Here is a 22111-nt window from a genome sequence, read left to right on the forward strand (position 1 = left end):
TTAGCAAATCATAGGCTAAATTGCAATATTAATACGTATTATTTTGAACTTTTTCGCCTTGTAGTAAGCTTACACCACTACTTGTACCAATACGATCAGCTCCAACTTCAATCATCTTTAACAAATCATCATGGCTGCGTACACCACCTGCTGCTTTAACTTTGCAAGCATTCTTCACAGTTTCCTTCATGAGTTTTACATCTTCAATGGTTGCTCCTGATGTTGAAAATCCTGTAGATGTTTTTACAAAATCTGCACCTGCTTCAACAACAGCTTTGCATGCTCTTACTTTTTCTTCATCAGTTAATAAACATGTTTCAATAATTACTTTTAAGCAATGAGTTCCTACAGCTTCTTTAATTGCTTTAATCTCATTGATAACATAATCCATCTTATTATCTTTTAATGCACCAATATTTAATACCATATCTACTTCATCTGCACCCATTTCAATAGCATTCTTTGCTTCAAATACTTTTGATGCTGAAGTCATAGCACCTAATGGAAATCCAATAACTGTACAAACGCCTACATCCGTACCTTCTAATTCTTTTTTACACAATTCAATCCAACATGGATTTACACAAACTGTAGCAAAATCAAATTCCTTTGCTTCTTTACATAATTGAATTAGTTGTGCTTCTGTACTATTTTGTTTCAATAGTGTGTGATCAATTGTTTTATTCAGTTTCATCTATATTTTCTCCTTTATTTAAATAATACTTGCGAATCATTTCTCTTGCGACACGATGATCTCCTAAATATGGCTCTCTTCCAAATTCACCATACATGAAGATTTCATCACCTTTACCTAAAATTAAGATAGTGTCATTTTCATTTGCCATCTCAATCGCTTGTCGTATTGCATCAAAGCGACTTTCAATGATGATGTAATTTGTTTTCTTAATACCCGACGCAATCTCTTGAGCAATATCGTATACACGTTCATCACGTGGGTCATCTTCAGTTAGGATAATCATATCACAATACTTGTCTGCAATCTCTCCAAATATAGGTCTTTTCTTAATATCACGCTTCCCTGCTGAACCAAAGACTGCAATAATACGATTTTCTTTTGGAGTAATTCTTGCCCCATATTCCATTACTTGCATAATACCATCTGGTGTATGGGCAAAATCAACGATTACGTTGTAAGGTTGACCCTCATCAATACGTTCCATCCTACCTTCAATCTGTTCAAAACGATTCAGTTTAGGAAGTATAGATTCCATCGCTAATCCTTTTGAGTGAAGTGCTGCGATTGCTGCTAATAGATTGTAGATATTAAATGTAGCAACAAGATTTGTTTCTACGCGATATTCTTCATCAAAACATTTCAATGTAAAGATAGTACCATTTCTTAGTATTTGAATATCCACTGCTTGATAATCAGCAGGATTCTTTATACCATATGTAATTACTTTTCCTTTGGTATCCTCTACGATGGCTAAACCATAAGGATCATCACTGTTTGTAACTGCAAATGCCGATGGTTTGATTTTATCAAAGAAACTCTTCTTAGCTGCAAAATAATTTTCCATTGTTCCATGATAATCCAAATGATCATGTGTTAAGTTTGTAAATATCGCAACATCAAAATCAATAGTATCTACACGTCGTTGTTCAAGTCCAATACTACTAACTTCCAAAGCGCATGCTTTCATACCTGCATCCACCATATCATGCAATACACCATGCAAATCATCAATTTCTGGTGTGGTTAGAAGTGGTGGTAATTTTACATTTCCATATTCAATTGAAATCGTACCAACATAACCTGTAGGTATAGAATCATTAAGAATATTCTTAATCAAACTTGCTACAGAACTTTTACCATTTGTCCCAGTAACTCCAAAAAGAACTAATTTATCTGATGGTCGATCATAAAATAAATTTGCGATTTGATTGTATGCAGTGAGTACATCTTTTACTCGAACATATGTCACTGTTGGATCCATTGTTTCAATTGGATCACTATATACAATACAAACAGCTCCATTTTTAATTGCTTGATCAATAAAACGATGTCCATCATTCATCATTCCTTTTACACAAAAGAAGATTGAATTTGGTCGTCTCTTTCTACTATCGGACATTAGTCCTTGTATTTCTAATTCTGGTGCATTTTCAAATATTGAATTTAATTTCATGCAACAGTTCACCCCTTTACTTTCCCAATTAATTCATCATCAATCATTGATGAAATACTTACAGTAATCATTTTATTTCTCTCGTGTATACCATCCACTGTGACTGGTAAATATTCACTTGAGTGTCCAAATGATTGATTTCCCCTATGCTCCTCAATTAGTACAGAAACATCTTTGTTAATAAATGATGACTTATACCCATAGTATAAGTTTTTTGATAGCGTACTACAAGTTTGTACTCTTTCTTTTTTTATCTTATCTGTGATTTGTCCTGACATCTTCTCGGCAACAGTTCCCGTTTTACTTGAAAATGGGAAGACATGAATAAATGAAAATGCACAGTCTTGTATAGTTTGAAGAGTTTCACAAAACTCTTCTTCACTCTCTTGTGGAAAGCCCACAATTAAATCAGTACTAATTGAAATTTGTGGTAGTGCTTCTCGTATTTCTTGAACACGAGCAATGAATTCTTCTTTTGTATAAGGTCGATTCATTCGTTTTAAGGTTGCATTACATCCAGATTGAATCGGTATATGCAAGTGACGAGCTATGCGATGAGTCGACTTCATAAGTTCAATTAACTCATCTGTGATTTCTGTAATTTCAATTGAAGAAATACGGATACGCTCTATGTTAGAAACTGCGCTTAATACTTCTTTCATACAGGTAGCTAATGTTAAGTTTAAATCATGACCATATCGTCCTGTATGAATACCTGCTAAAACAATTTCTGAATGACTCATTGATAACGATTTCGCTGTTTCAATCACTTGTTCCAGTGGATAAGAACGCTCTTTTCCTCTAGCATAAGGAATAATGCAATAACTACAAAACTGATTACAGCCATCTTGTATCTTCATATATGCTCTTGTTTGATGTTCAAAATGACTTAAACTCAATGTTTCAAATGCTGCTTCTTTTCTTACATCCTCAACAAGGACTTTCTTTTCACGTTTTTCAACAACTTCTTGAATAAGACGAGGAATATCTTGTTTGTGACTTGAACCCACTAAAATATCAATGCGTTCATTTTCTTTCATATTTTCTGCATTGATTTGAACATAACAACCCACCACACAAATTACTGCTTCCTCATTTTGACGAATTGCTTGATTTATTTTTTGTCTTGATTTACTTGCCGCAGTATTTGTTACCGCACAAGTAAAAACTAGATAGACATCTGCTTCTTCTTTAAAATCAACTTCTTGGTATCCCATCATTCTTAATGATTGACCAATACTTTCTGCTTCATATGTATTTACCTTACATCCAAGGCATGAAATTGCATATCTCATGGATTTAATTTCCTCCATTTATTCCACCAATGCATCAATCGCACTCAACACATAGGTTGTTGCCGTTTCCGCACGTAATATTCTTTTACCTAATGTGATACAATGAAAATTGTTTTCTAAAAGGTATTCCACTTCACAGGGATCAAATCCCCCCTCAGGTCCAACTACAATCGTAATTGAGGTTGGTTGTTTTACAATATCTCGAAGTTTTTCACCAATGTATTTCACATCTTCATAAGCAACACAATTTATTTCTGATTTGTATTGTGTAATCTCTTTGAATCCTATCGGTTCAACTAGATTTGGACATGAATTTCGTTTGCATTGCTCTGCAGCTTCAAGCAGGATTTTATGCCAACGTTCTAACTTCTTTGATACCTTTTCATCTTTCGCTTTTACAATCGTTCTACTTGATTCAAAAGGTACAATTTCACTAACCCCTAACTCTGTACATTTTTGAAGTAAATAATCCCACTTTTCTTTTTTTATCAACCCTACACAAAGTGTAATCTTACATTTCATATCATTTGAATTTTGATCCAATTCATTTATATGTGCAACTACGTCTTTACCACGATAAAAAATAGAGGCAAATCCTGCTTCTTTTTCTTGATTTACAAGGCGAATACACGTTCCTTCTTTCATTCTAAGAACATCTTTTATGTGATGAGTTTGTTCTTTATCGAAACTGATTTCAGCTCCTTGTTCAATTTTGTTATTTATAAAGTATTGTTGCATCTTTTATCACCTTGTATAGTGTACCAAATTTAAGGCAAAATAAAAAGCACAAGGTTTCCCCTGTGCTATTGGTAGTTTTATTAATCCTTTGGTAATACAAGATTTAATACAATACCAATTGTTGCTGATAATGCCGTACCACTAAGTGTTACAAAGCGACCTAAAGGCAATAATGCTCCTCCAAGACCAATAACTAGCATTGCACTTGCAATAATTAGATTTCTTTGTTTTGTAAAATCAACATTGTTATCAATTAATACACGTAATCCATTTGATGCAATTACACCATAAAGTAGAATACTCATACCCCCTAATACAGCATTGGGTATTGTTTGAATAAATGCTGCAACAATTGTACAACATGATAGTAACATCGCAATACACGCTGCCCCCACAGTAACATATACTGAAGCAACTTTAGTCATACCAATAACACCTGTATTTTCACCATAGGTTGTATTGGCTGGACCTCCCATAAATGCAGATACTGCTGTGGCAATACCATCTCCCATCAATGTTTTATCCAGTCCTGGATCTTTTAAGAAGTTACGTCCACAAATTTTCCCCAATACAGTATGATCGCCAATATGCTCAGCAATTGTTACAAGTGCTACTGGTAAAATTGCGAAAGTTTCTGGTCCAAAATACAAATTATATGTTTGGAAGTTTCCAAGTTTAAATGGAAGAATAAATTGAGGTAATGCAAAGAATTGACCTGATTCTAACACAGCTGTAACTTGTGAAAAATCAACAATTCCCAAGAAACAAGCAATTACATACCCAATTATAATTCCACAAAGGAAAGGAATAATCTTGAAGAATCCTTTTGCTTTTGTACTAATTAGAGCTGTAATCATGAATGTTAAGATAGCAACTGTCATTGATTGCCAAGCTCCACCTTCTACAAAACCTGCATTTCCTACTGCATTAGCCGCTAAGCCTAACCCGATAACCGCAATCATAGGTCCAATAATAACTGGAGGTAATAATTTATCAATCCATTCTTTTCCTATGAACTTAATTACAATTGCAACAACCACATAGATTAGCCCAATAAGCATTAATCCTGTTTGGGATGCATCTACACTACCTCCCATTGCTTCAACTGCAATAACAACTGCACTGATATAGGCAAAACTTGAACCTAAATATACTGGTACTTTGAACTTAGTAATTACTGAATAAATAATTGTTCCAAGTCCTGAAGCAAATAGTGCAACAGAGATTGGAAATCCTGTTAAGATAGGAACTAAAATTGTTGCTCCAAACATTGCAAAGACATGTTGAAAACTTAATAGAGCCCATTGTCCAAGCTTTGGTTTTTCATTGACATCTAGTGTCATTTCTACTTTTTGTGACATCATCGTCTCCCCTTTCGACTAGGTCTTTTCATGAAAAAAAGACCCCTAAGGATCTTTAGATTGTGCAAAATTTCGCTATATCTTTCTGACATCTCGTGTCAATTTAAAGAATCCTTGAATGTATTATAGCATAGCTTTTCAAGATGAAAAAGAATTTCTTACTTCTTTTTCTTATCCTTTTCATCTTCATCAACTACTGCATTCACAATGACTTTAATCTCATTTACTTTACGAGCATCCGATTTAGTGACTTCAATATCCATATTCTTATAGCTAAACTTCTCACCAACACACGGAATATGGTCTAACTTATGAATTACCCAACCACTTACAGTGATCATCTCAAACTCTTCATCTGTTTTGATATCAAAGCGTTCAAACATATCTTCAAGTTCAGCATCACATTCAACTAAATAGATGTTTTCTTCTAATTGTTTATAGTATTCCACTACAATATCATGCTCATCCCAAATATCCCCTACAAGTTCTTCTAAGATGTCTTCTAATGTAATGATACCCGATGTACCACCATATTCATCCAAAACAATTGCCATGTGTGTCTTAGAACTTTGAAGTTGTTTTAATAAACTTGATATTTTTACATGCAAGTTTGTAAAAATCAATGTCTTAATTATTGATTTTAAAGGACCCTTTTCATTGTAATATAGATTATAGAAATCTTTTTCGTGAATAAAGCCAACAATGTTATCAATCGAATTTTCATACACGGGTAATCTTGAGAATGAATTAAAACGGAATACTTTTTCTATATCGATGAGAGGACTCTTAATATCCACCGCAATTAAATCAACCCGTGGAGTTAAGATATCTTTAACATCCAAGTCATTAAATTCAATGGCTGCACTAATTAAGTCACTCTCATGTGCTTCTAAATTACCTTCATTTTCTGCTTCTTCTACCATTGTAAGTAATTCATCTTGGGTATCAGTATCCTCTTGTTTAAACTTAAATATTTTCTTAATTATATTTTTCCAAAAAGAAAATAAGATATTGAGTGGTACAAAAATAATTGTAAGTACTTGGATAAATCTTGAACTAAACATCGCAAACTGTTCAGGACTTTCTTTTGCCATGCTTTTTGGTGTTATCTCACCAAAGACTAATACAACAAGTGTCATGACTAAAGTAGAGATAGATGCCCCTGCATCCCCATAAATCTTTGTAAAAATGACAGTGGCAATCGTGGCACTTCCAATATTAACAATATTATTTCCAATTAAAATGGTTGAAATCAGGTCGTCATAGTTATCTAACAGTTTTAATACTCTTCCTGCTGTTTTGTTGCCATTATTCAACATATTCTTTAGTCGAATACGATTTGAACATGAAAAAGCTGTTTCCGTAGCACTAAAATACGCTGAAAACAAGATTAAAACACATAATATGATAACTAAAAATTGTACATTACTATTCATAATTTTCTCCTTTATTAAACTACAATATTAAACAGTGTATCGAATTAAGCACGCATAAAATGCAGCCTTTGTTTGACATTGAGTTTTTCAAGGGAAATTATTTCATAGTTTTCCCTAAGCCTAATGGGTATAGGTGAATCGTCCAATTTTCACACATCCTTTCAAAATACTGGGATTATTATAACATTCTCCCCATTTTAGTGCAAATTTTTGAATAAGCAAAAGAAAAGCATCACTTGGATGCTTCATCATATTTAGCTAATAATTCTAAGAATTGGGGTTCTTCTAAAAGAAATTTAGTTTTCTCTTCTTGTGTTGCTTGCAATAATATATTTTGAATCATCGCCTTAGAAAACTTTTCATTTGGATCCTTAATTTCTAAGTGATCATAAACTTTCTTTATCGATACACCAATTGGTTTTTCAAGTTCTATTGCCATTTCGCAAATTGAATTTATTATTCCTTGACGATTATCTATTTCAAAACATTCTCTAAATTCAATAGCTTTACTCATATATTCATTAATTCCAAACAACGTATTGAATTGAATTAATAAGTCTTTGTAATACGTTCTATCTTCGATATTCTTATTTAGTGCTGCAATCTCAAACGCTGAGAATAAATACCTTTCAATTTTAGCTGTAAAAGAATACACTTCTCTTTGAATTAGTTTTAACGCTTCATCAAGTTTATTCTCCGCCATGTATGCAGTTAATTCTAATGGCTTTTTATCAAATTTATTTTCAGGAATTTTATCTAAATATCTATATGCATCTTCAAAGTTTTTCTCTTGCAATGCATTTGCAACTAACAACTGTGCAGCATAGGATTGTGTTTGAACTTGATCACTTTCAATAAGTAACATTAAAAGTTCATTGATTTTTTGATTCACCTTATCAATATTCTCCACTGGTACCATGATTGATAGACCTTTGAGTACTGCAACAATAGATACCGCTAATTCATCATTGTTTGGATATTCATACAATGCATCCATCGCTTCTTCATAAGCTTTCTCAAAATCTTGATATCCTAATTCCCCAATACGATTTACAATTTCACCCATTTCTTCTCTGCTTAATTCTTTCTTGAAATCAAGTAGTGTATTCATATCGACCTTTAATAAACGAGCAAGTGAAGGTAATTGTGTAATATCAGGATATGAATTTCCACTCTCCCACTTATTTACTGCTGGTGTTGATACATGAAGAGCAGTTGCAATCTCTTCTTGTGTTAACCCTAACTCTTTTCTTTTTGTTTTAATAACTTCGTTTATTTTCATATAATCTCCTTCAATTTTCTTGATCTTTTGATAATTCTATTCTAACGAAGAATAAGAGGTAACACAATTGAGCTAAAATTAAGTTATTCTTATCATTTATTAACCTGCAGTTAAGAAAAGACAATCTTTTCATGATTGTCTAAGATTTAATACTATTGATATCCGATATGACACCATAGTGAATTTTTTTATCTCTTATATTTTCTGATAATGTTGTACGAATTCGAACTTTTTTATATTCACCACTCTTACTCAATAATCGATAATCCAAAAGTGTTGCATCATCACCTTGTTTCATTTGTTCTAAAAGTTGATTAATTGAATTTCTATCCTCTGGATGAACTAAGAAATATGGACTTTGTTTATCTAATAATGATAATTCATTTTCAGAATAACCTAAAAATTTAGAAATCCAACGATTTTGATATTCCAATTTTACTTGTTCTTCACTAAATTCTATAGTTAAAACTCCACCTGGAATAGCGTCCAATAAATTTTTAAGTTCATCATGTGCTTTTTCATTTTCAAGTTTTAATTGATATAATTCTTCAACATCCGTTTCAATTCCAAGAAAGATAATTTCTTTTTGCGTTCTTTCTGTCATAGATGCATCAATTTGGACATGTCCATAGGTACCATCTTTCCTTATAGCTCTAAACACTGCATGAACCTCATCTAATCCATCGTACATATTTTGAATTATTTTTTTTAGTTTATCACGATCATCAGGATGAGCGTATGAAGTTATATCATCATTCTCTATTTCACTTAATTCTTCTTTTGTAAATCCTGTATAACGTTGAGTCCAATCATTCGCATGAGTTACACGTATACGATCAGTTAAAGAAAATACCAAAACACTACCTGGCATATTTCCTATAAGTGCTTCATAGGGTGAGCATCCTTCTACTTGTGCTTTACCACTTCTGTTTAGTTTACTAGTTCCCTCTTCATTGACATTCTCAAAAGAAATTTGCTCAAAGTTTGTATCAACACTAATCATGTGATAACAGTTTTTCCCATTCTTCTTTGAACGATACAATGCTTTATCCGCAGTATGATATAACTTATCAAAAGTCACATGACTTTTTCCATAAGCAACTCCAACACTAAGTGATATAGGGATTTCTTTGCCATCAACTTCAATCTTCACTGAAGTTAATAACTCACTTGCCTTTTTCTCAATAAGGTTTGGGTTAAAACTACCTACAAGCATAACCATGAACTCATCGCCACCCATTCTTCCAACTGCATCACTATTTCGAAACATGTTCTTTAAAGTAACCGCAACCTTCTTCAATGCTTCATCTCCAATGGGATGACCATAGGTATCATTAACTAATTTAAAGTCATCAATATCCAAGATAAAGAGTGCTGTAATACATTTGGGATCATATTCCCTTAGTAATTGATTGGATAAAGATTCAAACCCCTCGCGATTTAAAACATCCGTTAAGCCATCACTAAATAAGCGATAGGTTATTTTATTAAAACTATCTTCATAATTCTCTATCACTTTCTTTTCAATATTAGTAAATGTTAAAGGAGCTATGGAAGAAAATAAAACATTCCAAGTAGATCCATTGTGATATGTAATTATTGTTTGATTAATATTATATCTTTGTAAAACTTCATATTCATCCAAAAAGAATAATTCGATTTGTCCTGTAAGTAATACAGATAAATCATTAAGCACACTTGATTTAAAATTAATTACATTGTAGTTCAACAAACCACTTGATGTTTCATGATAATCATTATTTACCAAAATTAAATCATCTTTACGATTATTCTTAAAAAAGTCATTTATTATTTCGAGTACTTGATCTTTGTTACTTCTTAAATTTCCCTCTAAAACTTCTTTAAATAAAATCATAAAAACTTCTTGATTTTTCATATTATAAACTCCTCCCTTAGAATCTATAAAATCTATATTAAAGTATAATTATTTATTGGATAACTAAACATCAATACTATTTGTATCCATATTACCTATTATAAAAATACACTAACTGTATCTTTTATTCAATCTAATCCTATCCTAGAGGAGATCAGTAATCAGTGAAATTGTGTATTGACAAAGCGACACTGATGTCGCATTATTTAAAAGACAACAATGTCGTTTTGATAGAAGGAGTTATATGATGACTAACAAAGGCGAGCAAACAAAGGCAGAAATTTTAACGATATCGAAACAAATATTTTCCAAGAACGGTTTTTCATCAGTTACCATGAGTGATTTGTGCGAAGCAACAGGATTAAGTCGAGGTGGATTATATCGACATTTTTCATCAACAAAAGAAGTTTTTACTGTTTTATTTGAATCAGATAAAGATAATTGGCAAACTGAAATGGATAACGCAATGCAAAAAGGTATTCCTGCTCTACAAATGCTTGAGGTTTATCTCAATCAAATTCAAAAAGAGATTCATGATGGTGCCGGAGGATTATCTCTTGCCCTCTATGATTTTGTACAAAGCAAGCAAGAGTCGAATAGTTTCCTTGATGCTAGATATGATTTAGGAGTGAATATGATGAAATCATTACTTCACTATGGCCAACAACGTGGAGAATTCAAATCTTTCAACCTTCAAACAGAAGCAGAACATATCGTCATCTTTTTAGAAGGATTAAAAACTGCCAGTGCTGTTATTCCTTTTTCTGATGAAGTCATTTCAAGACAACTTAATCATATTTTAGAAAGAATAAAAACAGAAGGAGTTCACAATGAAAAAAAATCCTGTATTTAATCCCATCGATAGAAACTCATACCCAAGATCTCAGCAGTTTTATTATTATACTGAAATGGCACCGACTACCTACTCAGTCAATGTGACACTAGATGTTACAATCTTAAGAAAAACATGCAAAGATAACCATATCAAGTTTTTTCCTACTTATCTTTATTTGGTTACACGTGCTATTGGAAAACAACAAGAACTACGCATGTGCATACACAATGGGGTACTAGGATATTGGGATAATCTAACACCCACCTACCCCCAATTTCACGATGATGATAAAACAACCTCTTTGCTGTGGACTGAATATGATGATAGTTTTCAAGCATTTTATACATGTTATTTAGAAGACATTGCAAAACATAAAGCGAGTCATGGTGTTTTATCATCAAAGGGTACTCCTTTATCAAATTCCTATATTATTTCATGTATTCCTTGGTTCACCTTTAATAGTTTTTCATTGCATAATCATGGAATCAAGGATTATTTTGTTCCAAGTTTTGAAGCTGGTGGATTTGTAGAAAACAATGGGAAAATTACAATGCCTCTCTCGATTACAGTACACCATGCAACAACAGATGGATATCACCTCAATGTCTTTTTTAATGAACTACAAAGAACAATGAATCATCCTGATGAGTGGTTCTACCAATAATTTAAACATATTTTCATGCTCATTAGATGCTTTGTTATCCATAGTGTTGGTATCATGAAGTGCTTTAGTCTATTTACAGCTACTGGATTCAACACCATTCTTGATCTTTATTTATACAATGATTTTTTGAAGAAAAAAAGTTCTACCAAACTATGGCAGAACTTTAATTATTTATTCAGCAGGAATTACTGAACCATCGCTATAAGTATCAAGAATGAATTGTTTAACTTCATCAGACTTTAATACTTCAATTAATGTTTTAATTGCAGGATCATTTTCTTTTCCTTCTTGTACAGCAACAATATTTACATATGGATTTGTTGCATCAGCTTGTTCAAGAATAACTGCATCTGTAGTAGGATTTAATCCTGCTTGGATTGCATAGTTACCATTGATAGCGACTAAATCACCTTCACCTTGTTCAAATACTGTTGTTAATAATTCTGGTTTTACTTCTTGGAATACTAAGTTTTTTGGATTTTCTTTAATATCTTTTGTTGTTGCATTTTGAGCATCAACACCATCAGCTAATGTAATAACACCAGCTTTTGCAAGAATTGATAAGATACGTCCATGGTCAGCTACAGAGTTTGAAATAATCACTGTTGCGCCATCTTTAATATCATCAACTGATTTTACTGTTTTAGAATAGAAACCAAATGGTTCAATGTGAATACCTGCAGCATTTACAATTTTATAACCATTTGCTTCTACTTCACCTTCGAAGAAAGGAACATGTTGGAAATAGTTTGCATCTACTTCACCATCATTTAATGCTTTATTGAAGATATAATAATCATCTAATACTGTAATTTCTAAATCGATTCCTTTTTCAGCTAAGATTGGCTTAGCGAATTCTAGAATTTTTGCATGTGGATCAAGTGTTGCAGAAACTTTTAATTTAGTTGTTTCACCTGTTGTAGGTTCAGTCGATGTTGGTGTTGCTTCTGGTGCTGGTTTGCTTGTACAAGCAGCTAGTCCTAAGACTAATAATCCAGCTAAACATGTTTTTAATAATTTTTTCATTTTCTTTTCCTCCAATTTATCGTTTGTCAATTCGTTTGACGATGTAGTCACCAATTCCTTGTATTACAAATACAATGATGATGACCAGTACTGTTGAACTAAAGAGTACAACATTATCTCTTCTAGCAAAGCCATAGAGATAAGCAAGATTTCCAAGTCCTCCAGCACCAATAGCACCTGCCATTGCCGTGTAGCCTACTAAGGAAATCCCTGTTACACAAATACCTGAAACTAAAGCGGGTAATGCTTCTGGAATAAGTACTTTGGTTATAATTTCAAATCTACTTGCTCCCATCGCTTTACTTGCTTCAATCGTTCCTTTATCAACTTCCGTAAATGCAATGACTGCAAGTCTTGCATAAAAGGGAGTCGCCGCAATGACGAGAGATGGAATGGCAGCTTTGGCCCCAAGCATTGTTCCAACTAACATCTTTGTAAACGGTATAACTAAAATCAATATAATAATAAACGGTATTGCTCTAAGAACATTAATAATAAAATCTGTACCTGCATTTAATATTTTGTTTTTATACAAACCTTCTGATTGAGTACTAAATAAGAGAACACCTATAATTAATCCAAATACGACCGAAAGTGCTAAAGAAGTAAATGTCATAAATAAGGTTTCATTGAGCGCTATAATCATTTGATCAACGTTAATCTGTTCTAATAATTGATTCATAGAATATCCACCTTAACCCCTTCTTTTTCAAGCAAATCAGAAAACTCACGATATTCTGCTTCACTTCCATCTGATACATGAGCATAGATAACACCCATGGGTCCAATTTGAGAATGTGTAATGTTGGAATTTACGATACTTACAGGCAATGTTGTTTTACGAATCACATCCGCGATAATTGCCTTGTTGCTTATATCTCCTGTAAATCCAAGTCGCATGACTTGTCCATATGGATAGAGTTTCTTCAGTTCTTTTTTTATAACTTCAATGTTTTTACCTTCCACCGTTTGAACAAATCTTTTTGTTACTTCATTTTGTGGATGTTCAAAGATATCTTTGACTGTACCCTCCTCAACCACTTTACCATCACTCATTACCGCTACCTTATGACATAACTTTTGTACTACTTCCATTTGGTGAGTAATGATAATCATTGTGATGTTGTATTCACGATTAATACGATCTAATAATTCAAGAATCGAATCTGTTGTTTCAGGATCTAGTGCTGAAGTTGCTTCATCACAAAGTAGAATACTTGGATTATTCGCTAATGCTCTAGCGATTCCAACTCTTTGCTTTTGACCCCCAGATAATTCACTTGGGTAAGCATTTTCTCTTCCTTCAAGCCCAACCAATCGAATTAATTTTTGCACACGTTCTTTTCTTTCTTCTTTTGAAACACCTGCAATTTCTAATGGAAATTCAATGTTCTTTTCAACAGTTCTTGACCATAGAAGATTGAAATGTTGGAATATCATACCAATTTTTTGTCGTTTTTTTCTTAACTGACTTGAACTGAATTTTTCAATTTCCTCACCATCGATAATCACTTTTCCACTGCTTTGTTTCTCTAGTTGATTGATGATTCTTACAAGTGTTGATTTACCAGCTCCTGAGTAGCCAATAATTCCAAAGATTTCACCATCCTGTATTTCTAGATTAGCTCCTCTTACCGCATGAATATCTTCACCTTTTGTAGAAAATGTCTTTACGATGTCTTGTATTTGTATCATAACTGACCTCCTGTATAAATAAAAAACCCGTCCTATAATCAAGGACGAGTGCTATTACCCGTGTTACCACCTTTGTTTATAATTACTTCACAGTAATTACCTTATCAAGTACATCCATACTTTATCACGTTAACGGGTGAATCCGTCATAGCCTTAGTTTCCCTCGGTATGCAACTCCAAGACCATTTTCATCTTGACTTCCTTTATCCCTTTTCAGCAACTGGGACTCTCTAAGAAATTCCATCAACATTACTTTTCTCTTCAATGTCTTTAACAGTACTTTACTCTTTTGAATGTAAGATGTCAATATCTTTTTCTGAAAATTATTTCAAAGTAATAAAGTCTTTTAATTTTTCTTCGTTATAGTTAAGAATTAACTCCTTAGGAAAGTTCAATTCTTCAATTAATTCATCAGCATAATTTGATTTACCCACATCAAATGAAATATGAGCATCACTATTTAGTACAATCATGCACCCTACTTTCTTACATGCTTGCAAAATCTTGCGACAATTTTCAGGTCCATTAATTCGACTCGCATTTGGACGAAGTGATGAATTATTAAGTTCAATCAACGTATTTGTTTCTTTTGCCATAAGGGCTAATTTTTCATAATCACATGGATATCTACCATCATCAGGGTGTCCAATAATTTGAACATATGGATTCTTACATACTGCTTCATAGGCTTTCATATTGTCTTCTAATGAATGATCCGCGCTATAACAAGGAGAATGAAATGAAGCAATACAATAATCCAATGTCTTTAATATCTTCTTTTCTAAATCTACAGTCCCATTTTCATCAATTATATTTAACTCACAACCCCTTAAAACTCTAACTCCATCGATTTCTGTTGGAATTACCTCTAAGTTCTTAAAATGAAAAAAATGAGTTCCACCAGGGATTCCTGGTGCATGATCACTCATGCCATAATATTTTAAACCCTTACGTTTAGCTTCTTGAACATTCTCTTGTAATGTACTATAAGCATGACCACTACTAATTGTATGGGTATGTAAATCAAGTATATTTTTCATCATTATTCTCCAATCAACTTCACTATTATAAGACTTTCAATGTGTAAATACAAGAATACGCCTCCCCACTTTGTGCTATAATAATCAAGAAAGGTTGGTTGTTTATGTACTTAAATTCAAATTGTAAAATATCTGATTTTGATGAATTTGTAAAAAATCATGAGTTTTCTCATTATATGAATACATCCATGTGGGCTAAGACTTGTGATACCAATACAAAACCTTTTTATGTTGGATTTTATGAAGATGATGAACTTATTGGAACTGCATTAGTATTAAAGAAGAAATGGTTAAATAAAACATACCTCTATATCCCATGGGGACCCTGTTTGGATTATACAAATCAAAAAGAACTCCAAGAAGCACTAAACTTACTTAAAAAATTTACTCTCAATGAAAAATGTTTTATGCTTCGAATTGATTTTAATGTCGTTCGTGTTAGTAGAGATATTGATGGCAATATGATTGATGGAGTAAATAACGAACACATTACACAGATCCTATTAGAAAATGGATTTAAGCATAAAGGATATGGTTATGCCTATAATGGCAGTTGGACAAATCGTTACACGCTAATTAAAGACATTTCTATACCCTATGATGAATTAGTCCTAACCTATGCAAAACCTCGTCAAACCGCTTTAAAACGTCATCAAATCATTGGAGTCAGTACAAGAGTGGGTACAATCGATGAGTTAGACTCACTATGTGAATTTGAAAAAGAACTTGCTGAAATTCAAGGATTCAAACCTCATCCAAAATCATATTTTCAAAAAATCATAACATCATATCAAGATCATGCAAGATTCTATATTACTGAAATCAACTTAAAACAAATGATACAAGGTTTAGATGATGAAATACACTCTAAGAAATATGCAAAAGACAAAGAAGCTCTAACTTCAAAACAAAAAGAATACCAAGAAGCCATTCTTCTACAAAAACAATATGGCGATGTAGTAAAAATCGCTGCAGGCTTATTTCTTTATGTTGGAAATAAATCCTATGATTTATATACTTACAACAAGAAAGCCTTTGGTTTCGTAAAACCCGTTGATAATTTGCATTTGTTCGCTATGCAAGATATGAAGAATCTAGGTGTAGTCCATTATGATATGTGTGGATTTTCTGGATCTACTGATAAAAATGATCCCTATTATGGTCTATATAGTTATAAGAAATCATTTGGTAGTAACTTTACTGAATACATAGGTGAATTCGATTATGTTGCATCAAATAAAGATTACACAAATTTCATTAAGCAATATCGTCTTGTTAGTAAAGTAAAACGAAAATTAAATTCCATTTTGAATAAGAAAAAATAAACAACTCCTCGTCATATGACACAGAGTTGTTTTTTATTGTATATAAAAAAAGTCTAAAACTATTGACACTCTTGGTCTACGTGTGTAGACTATATACAGAGAGGTCACTAAACTATGGAATTTCTTACACATATTCAATGCGATCAATTTGATACCTTTGTAAGTCATCACCCTTATAGCCATTATATGAAATTATCATCATGGGCTAAATACAAGTCACAAACTGAAGGAGCAATTATTCATTATGTGGGCTTACAAGAACATCATACACTGATTGCAACTGCATTGCTACTGGAAAAACAAGAAAAAGATATCTCTTATTTCTATTGTCCTTGGGGATTGTGCACTGATTACAACAGTGAACTTGTTACCCGTTTCTTTTTACAAAAAATTAAAGAATATGCACATACATGTGAAATCGATTTTGTACGTATTGATTTAAATGTTGAAAGAAAACATCATGATTTATTAGGAAATGATCTTGATGATGGTTTCAATAATGAATTTGTGACGGACTATTTCCTTGAAGAAGGTTTTAAACATAAAGGATATGGTTACGCCTATAATGGTAGTTGGGTGAATCGATTTACGCTGGTTATTGATATTGATAAATCACTCGAGGATATAAAGTCTAGCTTTGATAAACCACGAAAAGCAAGAGTAAATAATTTATCAAATCAAGGTTTATCAACAAAGATTGGAACTAGAAGTGATTTAATTTATATCGCACTTTTTGAAAAACAATTATCCATTCAAAAGGGATTTAAACCAAAGCCACTTTCTCATTTTGAAGAACTCATGGATAACTTGAAAGATTCTATTGTTTATTATGTCACTGAGTTCAATATCAAACACTACATCGAAAACATCGATCACTTGCTTCAAACAAAAAAATATAAAACAGATTTAAAAGCTGCATACTTCAAAAGGGAAAAACAGAAAGAAGCACGAATCTGGTTGAACAAATTTGGCGAAACTGTGGTGGTAGCGGCAGGTATGTTTGTTCGTGTGGAATCAAAGTGTTGGAATTTATACACTTATAACAATAAAAATTTTCCAACTATCCATTCTTCCGATTCATTGCATATGTTTGCGATAGAAGATATGAAGAATCATGGTGTTAAAGCTTACGACATGGTTGGTTTCTCTGGTTGCACCAACAAGTCCGACCCCTATTATGGTTTATATGAATATAAAAGTAGTTTTGGTCCCCGCTTTGTTGAGTATTTAGGCGAATTTGATTACATAATTAACGAAAAACGTTTTCAGAACTATTTCAAGAAAAAGAAGTTAATAAAAAGATTAAAAAATAAATTCTATGCAATCAAATGTAGAATAAAAAAAACTCCTCTTCAATGAGGAGTTTTTATTAACGTAATTTGAAGAAACCAGGAATTTGGTTATCTTCTTCTTCCACGATGACTTCTTCTTCATAGTCACGTGCATAATTTGCTTGTGTTACAGGTTTACCTTGTGTAGGTATTTTTGCTTTTGGCAAATCAAATCCTGTTGCAATGACAGTAACGATGATTGCATCACCAATTTTTTCATTGATTGCTACCCCGAAGATGATATCAATATCATTTCCTGCAGCTTCACGAATAAATTCAACAGCTTCACTTGCATCATATACAGAAATTGATGCACCACCAGTAACATTAACAATTGCATTCTTAGCACCAGTAATTTGTGCTTCCAATAATGGTGATTGGATTGCTTTTTGAGCAGCCTCTTGTGCTTTGTTATCGCCTTGAGACATACCAATACCAATTAATGCAGATCCTTGACCTTCCATAATTGAACGAACATCTGCAAAGTCTAAGTTCATTAATGCTGGAACAGCAATTAAGTCAGTAATTGTTTGTACCCCTTGACGAAGTACATTGTCTGCTTCTTTAAATGCTTCTTCAAATGGAATATGTCCAATAACTTCTAATACTCTATTGTTTGATACGATGATTAAACTATCTACGTATTCTTTTAATTGTTCAAGACCTTCTTCAGCTTGAATCATACGACGTTTACCTTCAAAACTAAAAGGCTTTGTAACGATACCCACAGTTAAAGCACCCATTTCTTTTGCAACTTTTGCAAATAATGGAGCAGCTCCAGTACCAGTTCCTCCACCAAGTCCAGCAGTAAGGAAAATCATATCAGCGCCTTCCATTGCTTTCTTGATGTCTTCTTGGCTTTCTTCTGCTGCTTTACGTCCATTAAGAGGATTTCCACCAGCTCCTAAACCATCTTTACCTAATACAATTTTATTTTCAACAGGCGAAACTTCCAATACTTGAAGATCAGTGTTTGCAATAAAGAACTCAACGCCTTGAACTCCTTCTTGAACCATACGGTTTACCGCATTATTCCCTGCACCACCAATACCAAATACTTTAATTTTTGCAACTTGATTATAAGCTAAATCTGCCATCTCTTATTCCTCTTACTTTCTTGCTTCAAAAAGCATACCTTTCAAACGTTTTGTAATTGATTCTTCTTCTGAATCAGGATTTTGTTCTTTATATTGAACCGTCTTGCTAAATTGTTCCATATCAATACTATTTTCATTCTGTCCATTTATTGGAAGTTGATCTTTATATGCAAAGAATAAACCTAAGCAAGTTGATAAACCACTATAACGTACACCCAATGTTTCTGGGGTATAATTTTTCACATCAACACCTAATTCTTTTGATAATAATGTTGATAAACCTTGTAGTTCTCCACCCTCACCCGTAATCATAACAGTCGTTTTATTTGAATTCAAGATAGGAAGACAAATTGCTTTCATATCAGCTAACCATTTTCTTACATTTGGTTCAATGCAACCACACAATTCTTTTTCAGACATTGTAAAGGTTTCACCATGATTTGCCCAAATATAGATTGGAGAATTTGTATAACTCGTTTCATCCAAACGAGCATTGTATTTTAATAAACGAGAAAGCGTATCTATAGGTAAATCAAATTTTTCATTAATTGATTCAATCCATTGATCCAATCCTTGATCAAAGATATCACTATTTACAAGTTTACCCTTAGTAAGCAATCCCAATGTTGTTGATTGTCTCTCTAATTTTATAATAATTACATTTTGATCCATTGTTTGTTCAAAGAGAGCTGCTTCTTTCGCTATAGCGTAAGTATCAAGATAAATATCCATGACATTTAATCCTGCTTCCTCAACACAACGAACATAATCAAATGCAACCTCACGATCAACACATAACAAATCAATATCTACTGTTAAATCAGTACATTTTTCATTTAAAGGCATACGTCTTGTTGAAATACCATTGCACGTATATTTTACACATACTGCTTGAATCATTGCTAATGAATCATCTATTTTTGTAGCCATAGCTTTCTTAACTGATCGACGAATGTCTTGAATTGTAACAACATTATCAATTGATTCTACCTTCGTATTCACTTTTAGTGGATAACGATGCATATTAACTGAAGGAATACACAACAAAACGCGCTCAATTTTTGCTCCTACTGTACGAGCAGCATTATCAACCGCTTTCTTAATTGATTCTTGAATTGCTTCTGAATCAGTTATTCTGTTATTGCTTATCCCAAATGCTGGAACTCTTTCGACCTTGATTATATTAAAGCGAGTATTAAAAAATTCACCTAAAATTAACCTAATTTCGTGATCTGCTATTTCTAGGGCAGCAAAGATTTGTTTGTCCATGTCCTTAGAAGACCCCCTTTTCAAATTCACAATGTTATAATAACACATTTATTCTATTATAAAAAGAGAATAGTCAATAAATTCACTAATTTTCACAAGAAATTATTGTTCAGGGACTTGCAAAGAAATAATAGATATGTTATAGTTTACAAGCGAATTACGAAAATTAGAGAGGGGGTCTACGGTATGTCAAGAGTTTGTGCCGTATCCGGTAAAAAAGCATTATCAGGAAATAGACGTTCACATTCATTACGTGCAACTCGTCGTAAATGGAATGTAAATTTACAAAAAGTTAGAGTGATGATTGATGGGAAACCACAAAGAATCCGTATTTCCGCTCGTGCATTAAAAACTTTAAAAGCTGAACAAGCAGCAAAATAAAAGAGTCTAACGACTCTTTTTTTGTTTGTTATTAATCATTTGTTTGCATACACAATAATTTTCCTGAATGAACAACTATCTTCGCTACTTCACCTTCAATCTCATTGGATAGCCCGATGAGATTTTTTGTACTCATAAAATACTCATGCAGAGGATACTTCACATCACTAAAGGTAACAACTGCATCTTCAATTGCAAATAATGATAAATATCGATAACCCTTCTTTTCTACAACGTGTTCTCCTTTGTTTAATACAAACATAAGGTTACACTCATCAATTAATTTTAAATTTAATTCTTCATTCATAAGTAAACCAACATTTACATAATGATGATCATATCGTTTACCTAAACCACCATAGAAAATTATTTCTTGATATCCTCTTTTTTTACATTCTTCAATTGCTGCTTGACTGTCACTAAAATCTTTCATTGGTTTTAGCTGTATTACTTCATTACTCATTTTATAAACCAGATGTTTTTCTTCTTCCATAATAGAATCAAAATCACCTATAGCTACAACCATGGGAATGTTTAATTTTGCCAAATGAAGTGCACCTTTATCAATACCAATATAATCTGCTTCTTCTTGCTTTATTTCAGTTTTAATATTCGCAACCAAAATTGCTTTGCTTAACATAAACTTGCTACAGCTTTCTCAATATCATTTTTAAATACGTAACTTCCTGCAACTAAAACATCAACACCTGCTTCTTTGCATAGATTTGCAGTATCTTGATTAATACCACCATCCACTTGAATTAATGTACTGTAGTTGTTTTCTACAATGATTTGCTTTAATGCTTTGATTTTATCAATTGCACTCATCATAAATGATTGTCCACCAAATCCAGGTTCAACTGACATAACAAGTACTAAATCAAATTCCCCTACGATTTCTTTTAAAACTTGAACATCTGTATTGGGCTTAATACTAATCCCTGCTTTAACACCACGCTCATGAATATGGTGTGCGATGCGTAAGCATTCCTCAACATCTTTACACACTTCATAGTGATATGTAATCATCTCAGCACCTGCATCAATAAAAACATCAGAGAAAAATAATGGATCACTTACCATGATATGCACATCTAAAAAAAGTGGACTTAATTTTCTAAATGCCTTTAATATATCTGGCCCAAAAGTTAGATTTGGTACAAAATGGCCATCCATGACATCAAAATGTAACCACTCTGCTTTTGACTCATTTAATGCATTTGTTTGTTCATTTATTTTTGTAAAATCCAATGATAATACTGATGGTGAAATAATCATATTTTCTCCTC

21 protein-coding genes and 1 other annotated feature are annotated in these 22111 nt (G+C 32.6%); of the genes, 5 read left to right on the forward strand and 16 right to left on the reverse strand.

Translation table 11 applies throughout. From position 1 onward, the window contains the following. Window positions 1-28: 28 nt before the first annotated feature. The 8 genes from deoC to B5D14_RS07150 all read right to left on the reverse strand — a co-directional run bounded on the left by deoC (window position 29) and on the right by B5D14_RS07150 (window position 10159). A complete protein-coding gene (deoC, locus tag B5D14_RS07115) occupies window positions 29-694 on the reverse strand; it encodes a deoxyribose-phosphate aldolase (RefSeq protein WP_078711910.1) in 666 nt (221 codons plus the stop codon). Then, a complete protein-coding gene (locus tag B5D14_RS07120; RefSeq protein ID WP_078711911.1) occupies window positions 681-2150 on the reverse strand; it encodes a UDP-N-acetylmuramoyl-L-alanyl-D-glutamate--2,6-diaminopimelate ligase in 1470 nt (489 codons plus the stop codon). The genes deoC and B5D14_RS07120 overlap by 14 nt, the downstream gene beginning before the upstream one ends. 8 nt (window positions 2151-2158) lie before the next feature. Continuing rightward, window positions 2159-3463 (reverse strand): tRNA (N(6)-L-threonylcarbamoyladenosine(37)-C(2))-methylthiotransferase MtaB, encoded by a 1305-nt coding sequence (mtaB, locus tag B5D14_RS07125; protein WP_078711912.1) that lies wholly within the window; start codon window positions 3461-3463, stop codon window positions 2159-2161. After that, window positions 3464-4183 carry an RsmE family RNA methyltransferase gene (locus B5D14_RS07130; RefSeq protein WP_078711913.1) on the reverse strand — a complete coding sequence of 240 codons (720 nt, stop codon included), beginning with the start codon at window positions 4181-4183 and terminating at the stop codon, window positions 3464-3466. It abuts the gene before it with no gap. An 80-nt stretch (window positions 4184-4263) separates the two neighbouring features. Continuing rightward, window positions 4264-5544: a uracil-xanthine permease family protein gene (locus B5D14_RS07135; RefSeq protein ID WP_078711914.1), complete on the reverse strand. Its 1281-nt coding sequence runs from the start codon at window positions 5542-5544 to the stop codon at window positions 4264-4266. A gap of 158 nt (window positions 5545-5702) precedes the next feature. Then, window positions 5703-6980, reverse strand: a complete 1278-nt coding sequence (locus B5D14_RS07140; RefSeq protein ID WP_078711915.1) for an HlyC/CorC family transporter — start codon at window positions 6978-6980, stop codon at window positions 5703-5705. 232 nt (window positions 6981-7212) lie between these two features. Next, window positions 7213-8262: a helix-turn-helix domain-containing protein gene (locus tag B5D14_RS07145; RefSeq protein ID WP_078711916.1), complete on the reverse strand. Its 1050-nt coding sequence runs from the start codon at window positions 8260-8262 to the stop codon at window positions 7213-7215. A gap of 139 nt (window positions 8263-8401) precedes the next feature. Continuing rightward, on the reverse strand, window positions 8402-10159 hold the full coding sequence (locus tag B5D14_RS07150; protein WP_078711917.1) for a diguanylate cyclase domain-containing protein: 1758 nt from the start codon (window positions 10157-10159) through the stop codon (window positions 8402-8404). 244 nt (window positions 10160-10403) lie between these two features. Between B5D14_RS07150 and B5D14_RS07155 the strand changes: the two genes are divergently transcribed. Together B5D14_RS07155 and B5D14_RS07160 are read left to right on the forward strand one after the other, a co-directional pair. Beyond that, window positions 10404-11012: a TetR/AcrR family transcriptional regulator gene (locus B5D14_RS07155; RefSeq protein ID WP_078711918.1), complete on the forward strand. Its 609-nt coding sequence runs from the start codon at window positions 10404-10406 to the stop codon at window positions 11010-11012. Continuing rightward, a complete protein-coding gene (locus B5D14_RS07160; protein WP_078711919.1) occupies window positions 10990-11658 on the forward strand; it encodes a CatA-like O-acetyltransferase in 669 nt (222 codons plus the stop codon). The genes B5D14_RS07155 and B5D14_RS07160 overlap by 23 nt, the downstream gene beginning before the upstream one ends. 171 nt (window positions 11659-11829) lie before the next feature. On the opposite strand, the gene B5D14_RS07165 is transcribed toward B5D14_RS07160, so the two are convergent. From B5D14_RS07165 to B5D14_RS07180, 4 genes are all read right to left on the reverse strand, one after another. Next, on the reverse strand, window positions 11830-12684 hold the full coding sequence (locus B5D14_RS07165; RefSeq protein WP_078711920.1) for a MetQ/NlpA family ABC transporter substrate-binding protein: 855 nt from the start codon (window positions 12682-12684) through the stop codon (window positions 11830-11832). A gap of 16 nt (window positions 12685-12700) precedes the next feature. Continuing rightward, entirely contained in the window at window positions 12701-13366 is a 666-nt protein-coding gene (locus tag B5D14_RS07170) for a methionine ABC transporter permease (RefSeq protein WP_078711921.1), read from the reverse strand. Then, window positions 13363-14379, reverse strand: a complete 1017-nt coding sequence (locus tag B5D14_RS07175) for a methionine ABC transporter ATP-binding protein (protein ID WP_078711922.1) — start codon at window positions 14377-14379, stop codon at window positions 13363-13365. The genes B5D14_RS07170 and B5D14_RS07175 overlap by 4 nt, the downstream gene beginning before the upstream one ends. Window positions 14380-14416: 37 nt before the next feature. Beyond that, window positions 14417-14653: a binding site (T-box leader), on the reverse strand. Between the two features lie 49 nt (window positions 14654-14702). After that, a complete protein-coding gene (locus B5D14_RS07180; protein ID WP_078711923.1) occupies window positions 14703-15419 on the reverse strand; it encodes a phosphatase in 717 nt (238 codons plus the stop codon). 104 nt (window positions 15420-15523) lie between these two features. Between B5D14_RS07180 and B5D14_RS07185 the strand changes: the two genes are divergently transcribed. Then, entirely contained in the window at window positions 15524-16744 is a 1221-nt protein-coding gene (locus B5D14_RS07185) for a lipid II:glycine glycyltransferase FemX (RefSeq protein WP_078711924.1), read from the forward strand. A 114-nt stretch (window positions 16745-16858) separates the two neighbouring features. Further along, the gene (locus B5D14_RS07190) at window positions 16859-18103 is read left to right on the forward strand and encodes a lipid II:glycine glycyltransferase FemX (RefSeq protein WP_078711925.1); all 1245 of its coding nucleotides are present in this window, start codon (window positions 16859-16861) and stop codon (window positions 18101-18103) included. Window positions 18104-18113: 10 nt separating this feature from the next. Here the strand turns inward: B5D14_RS07190 and ftsZ are convergent, their stop codons facing one another. Beyond that, window positions 18114-19172: a cell division protein FtsZ gene (gene ftsZ / locus B5D14_RS07195; RefSeq protein ID WP_078711926.1), complete on the reverse strand. Its 1059-nt coding sequence runs from the start codon at window positions 19170-19172 to the stop codon at window positions 18114-18116. A 12-nt stretch (window positions 19173-19184) separates the two neighbouring features. Then, the gene (locus B5D14_RS07200; RefSeq protein ID WP_078711927.1) at window positions 19185-20441 is read right to left on the reverse strand and encodes a cell division protein FtsA; all 1257 of its coding nucleotides are present in this window, start codon (window positions 20439-20441) and stop codon (window positions 19185-19187) included. Between the two features lie 186 nt (window positions 20442-20627). Between B5D14_RS07200 and rpmB the strand changes: the two genes are divergently transcribed. Continuing rightward, window positions 20628-20822 (forward strand): 50S ribosomal protein L28, encoded by a 195-nt coding sequence (gene rpmB / locus B5D14_RS07205; RefSeq protein WP_078711928.1) that lies wholly within the window; start codon window positions 20628-20630, stop codon window positions 20820-20822. Between the two features lie 31 nt (window positions 20823-20853). Here the strand turns inward: rpmB and B5D14_RS07210 are convergent, their stop codons facing one another. Further along, a complete protein-coding gene (locus B5D14_RS07210; RefSeq protein WP_078711929.1) occupies window positions 20854-21462 on the reverse strand; it encodes a thiamine diphosphokinase in 609 nt (202 codons plus the stop codon). Continuing rightward, on the reverse strand, window positions 21456-22100 hold the full coding sequence (gene rpe, locus B5D14_RS07215; protein WP_078712121.1) for a ribulose-phosphate 3-epimerase: 645 nt from the start codon (window positions 22098-22100) through the stop codon (window positions 21456-21458). The genes B5D14_RS07210 and rpe overlap by 7 nt, the downstream gene beginning before the upstream one ends. Between the last annotated feature and the right edge of the window lie 11 nt (window positions 22101-22111).

The sequence above is a fragment of the Anaerorhabdus furcosa genome, from assembly GCF_900167375.1.
GTDB lineage: Bacteria > Bacillota_I > Bacilli_A > Erysipelotrichales > Erysipelotrichaceae > Anaerorhabdus > Anaerorhabdus furcosa.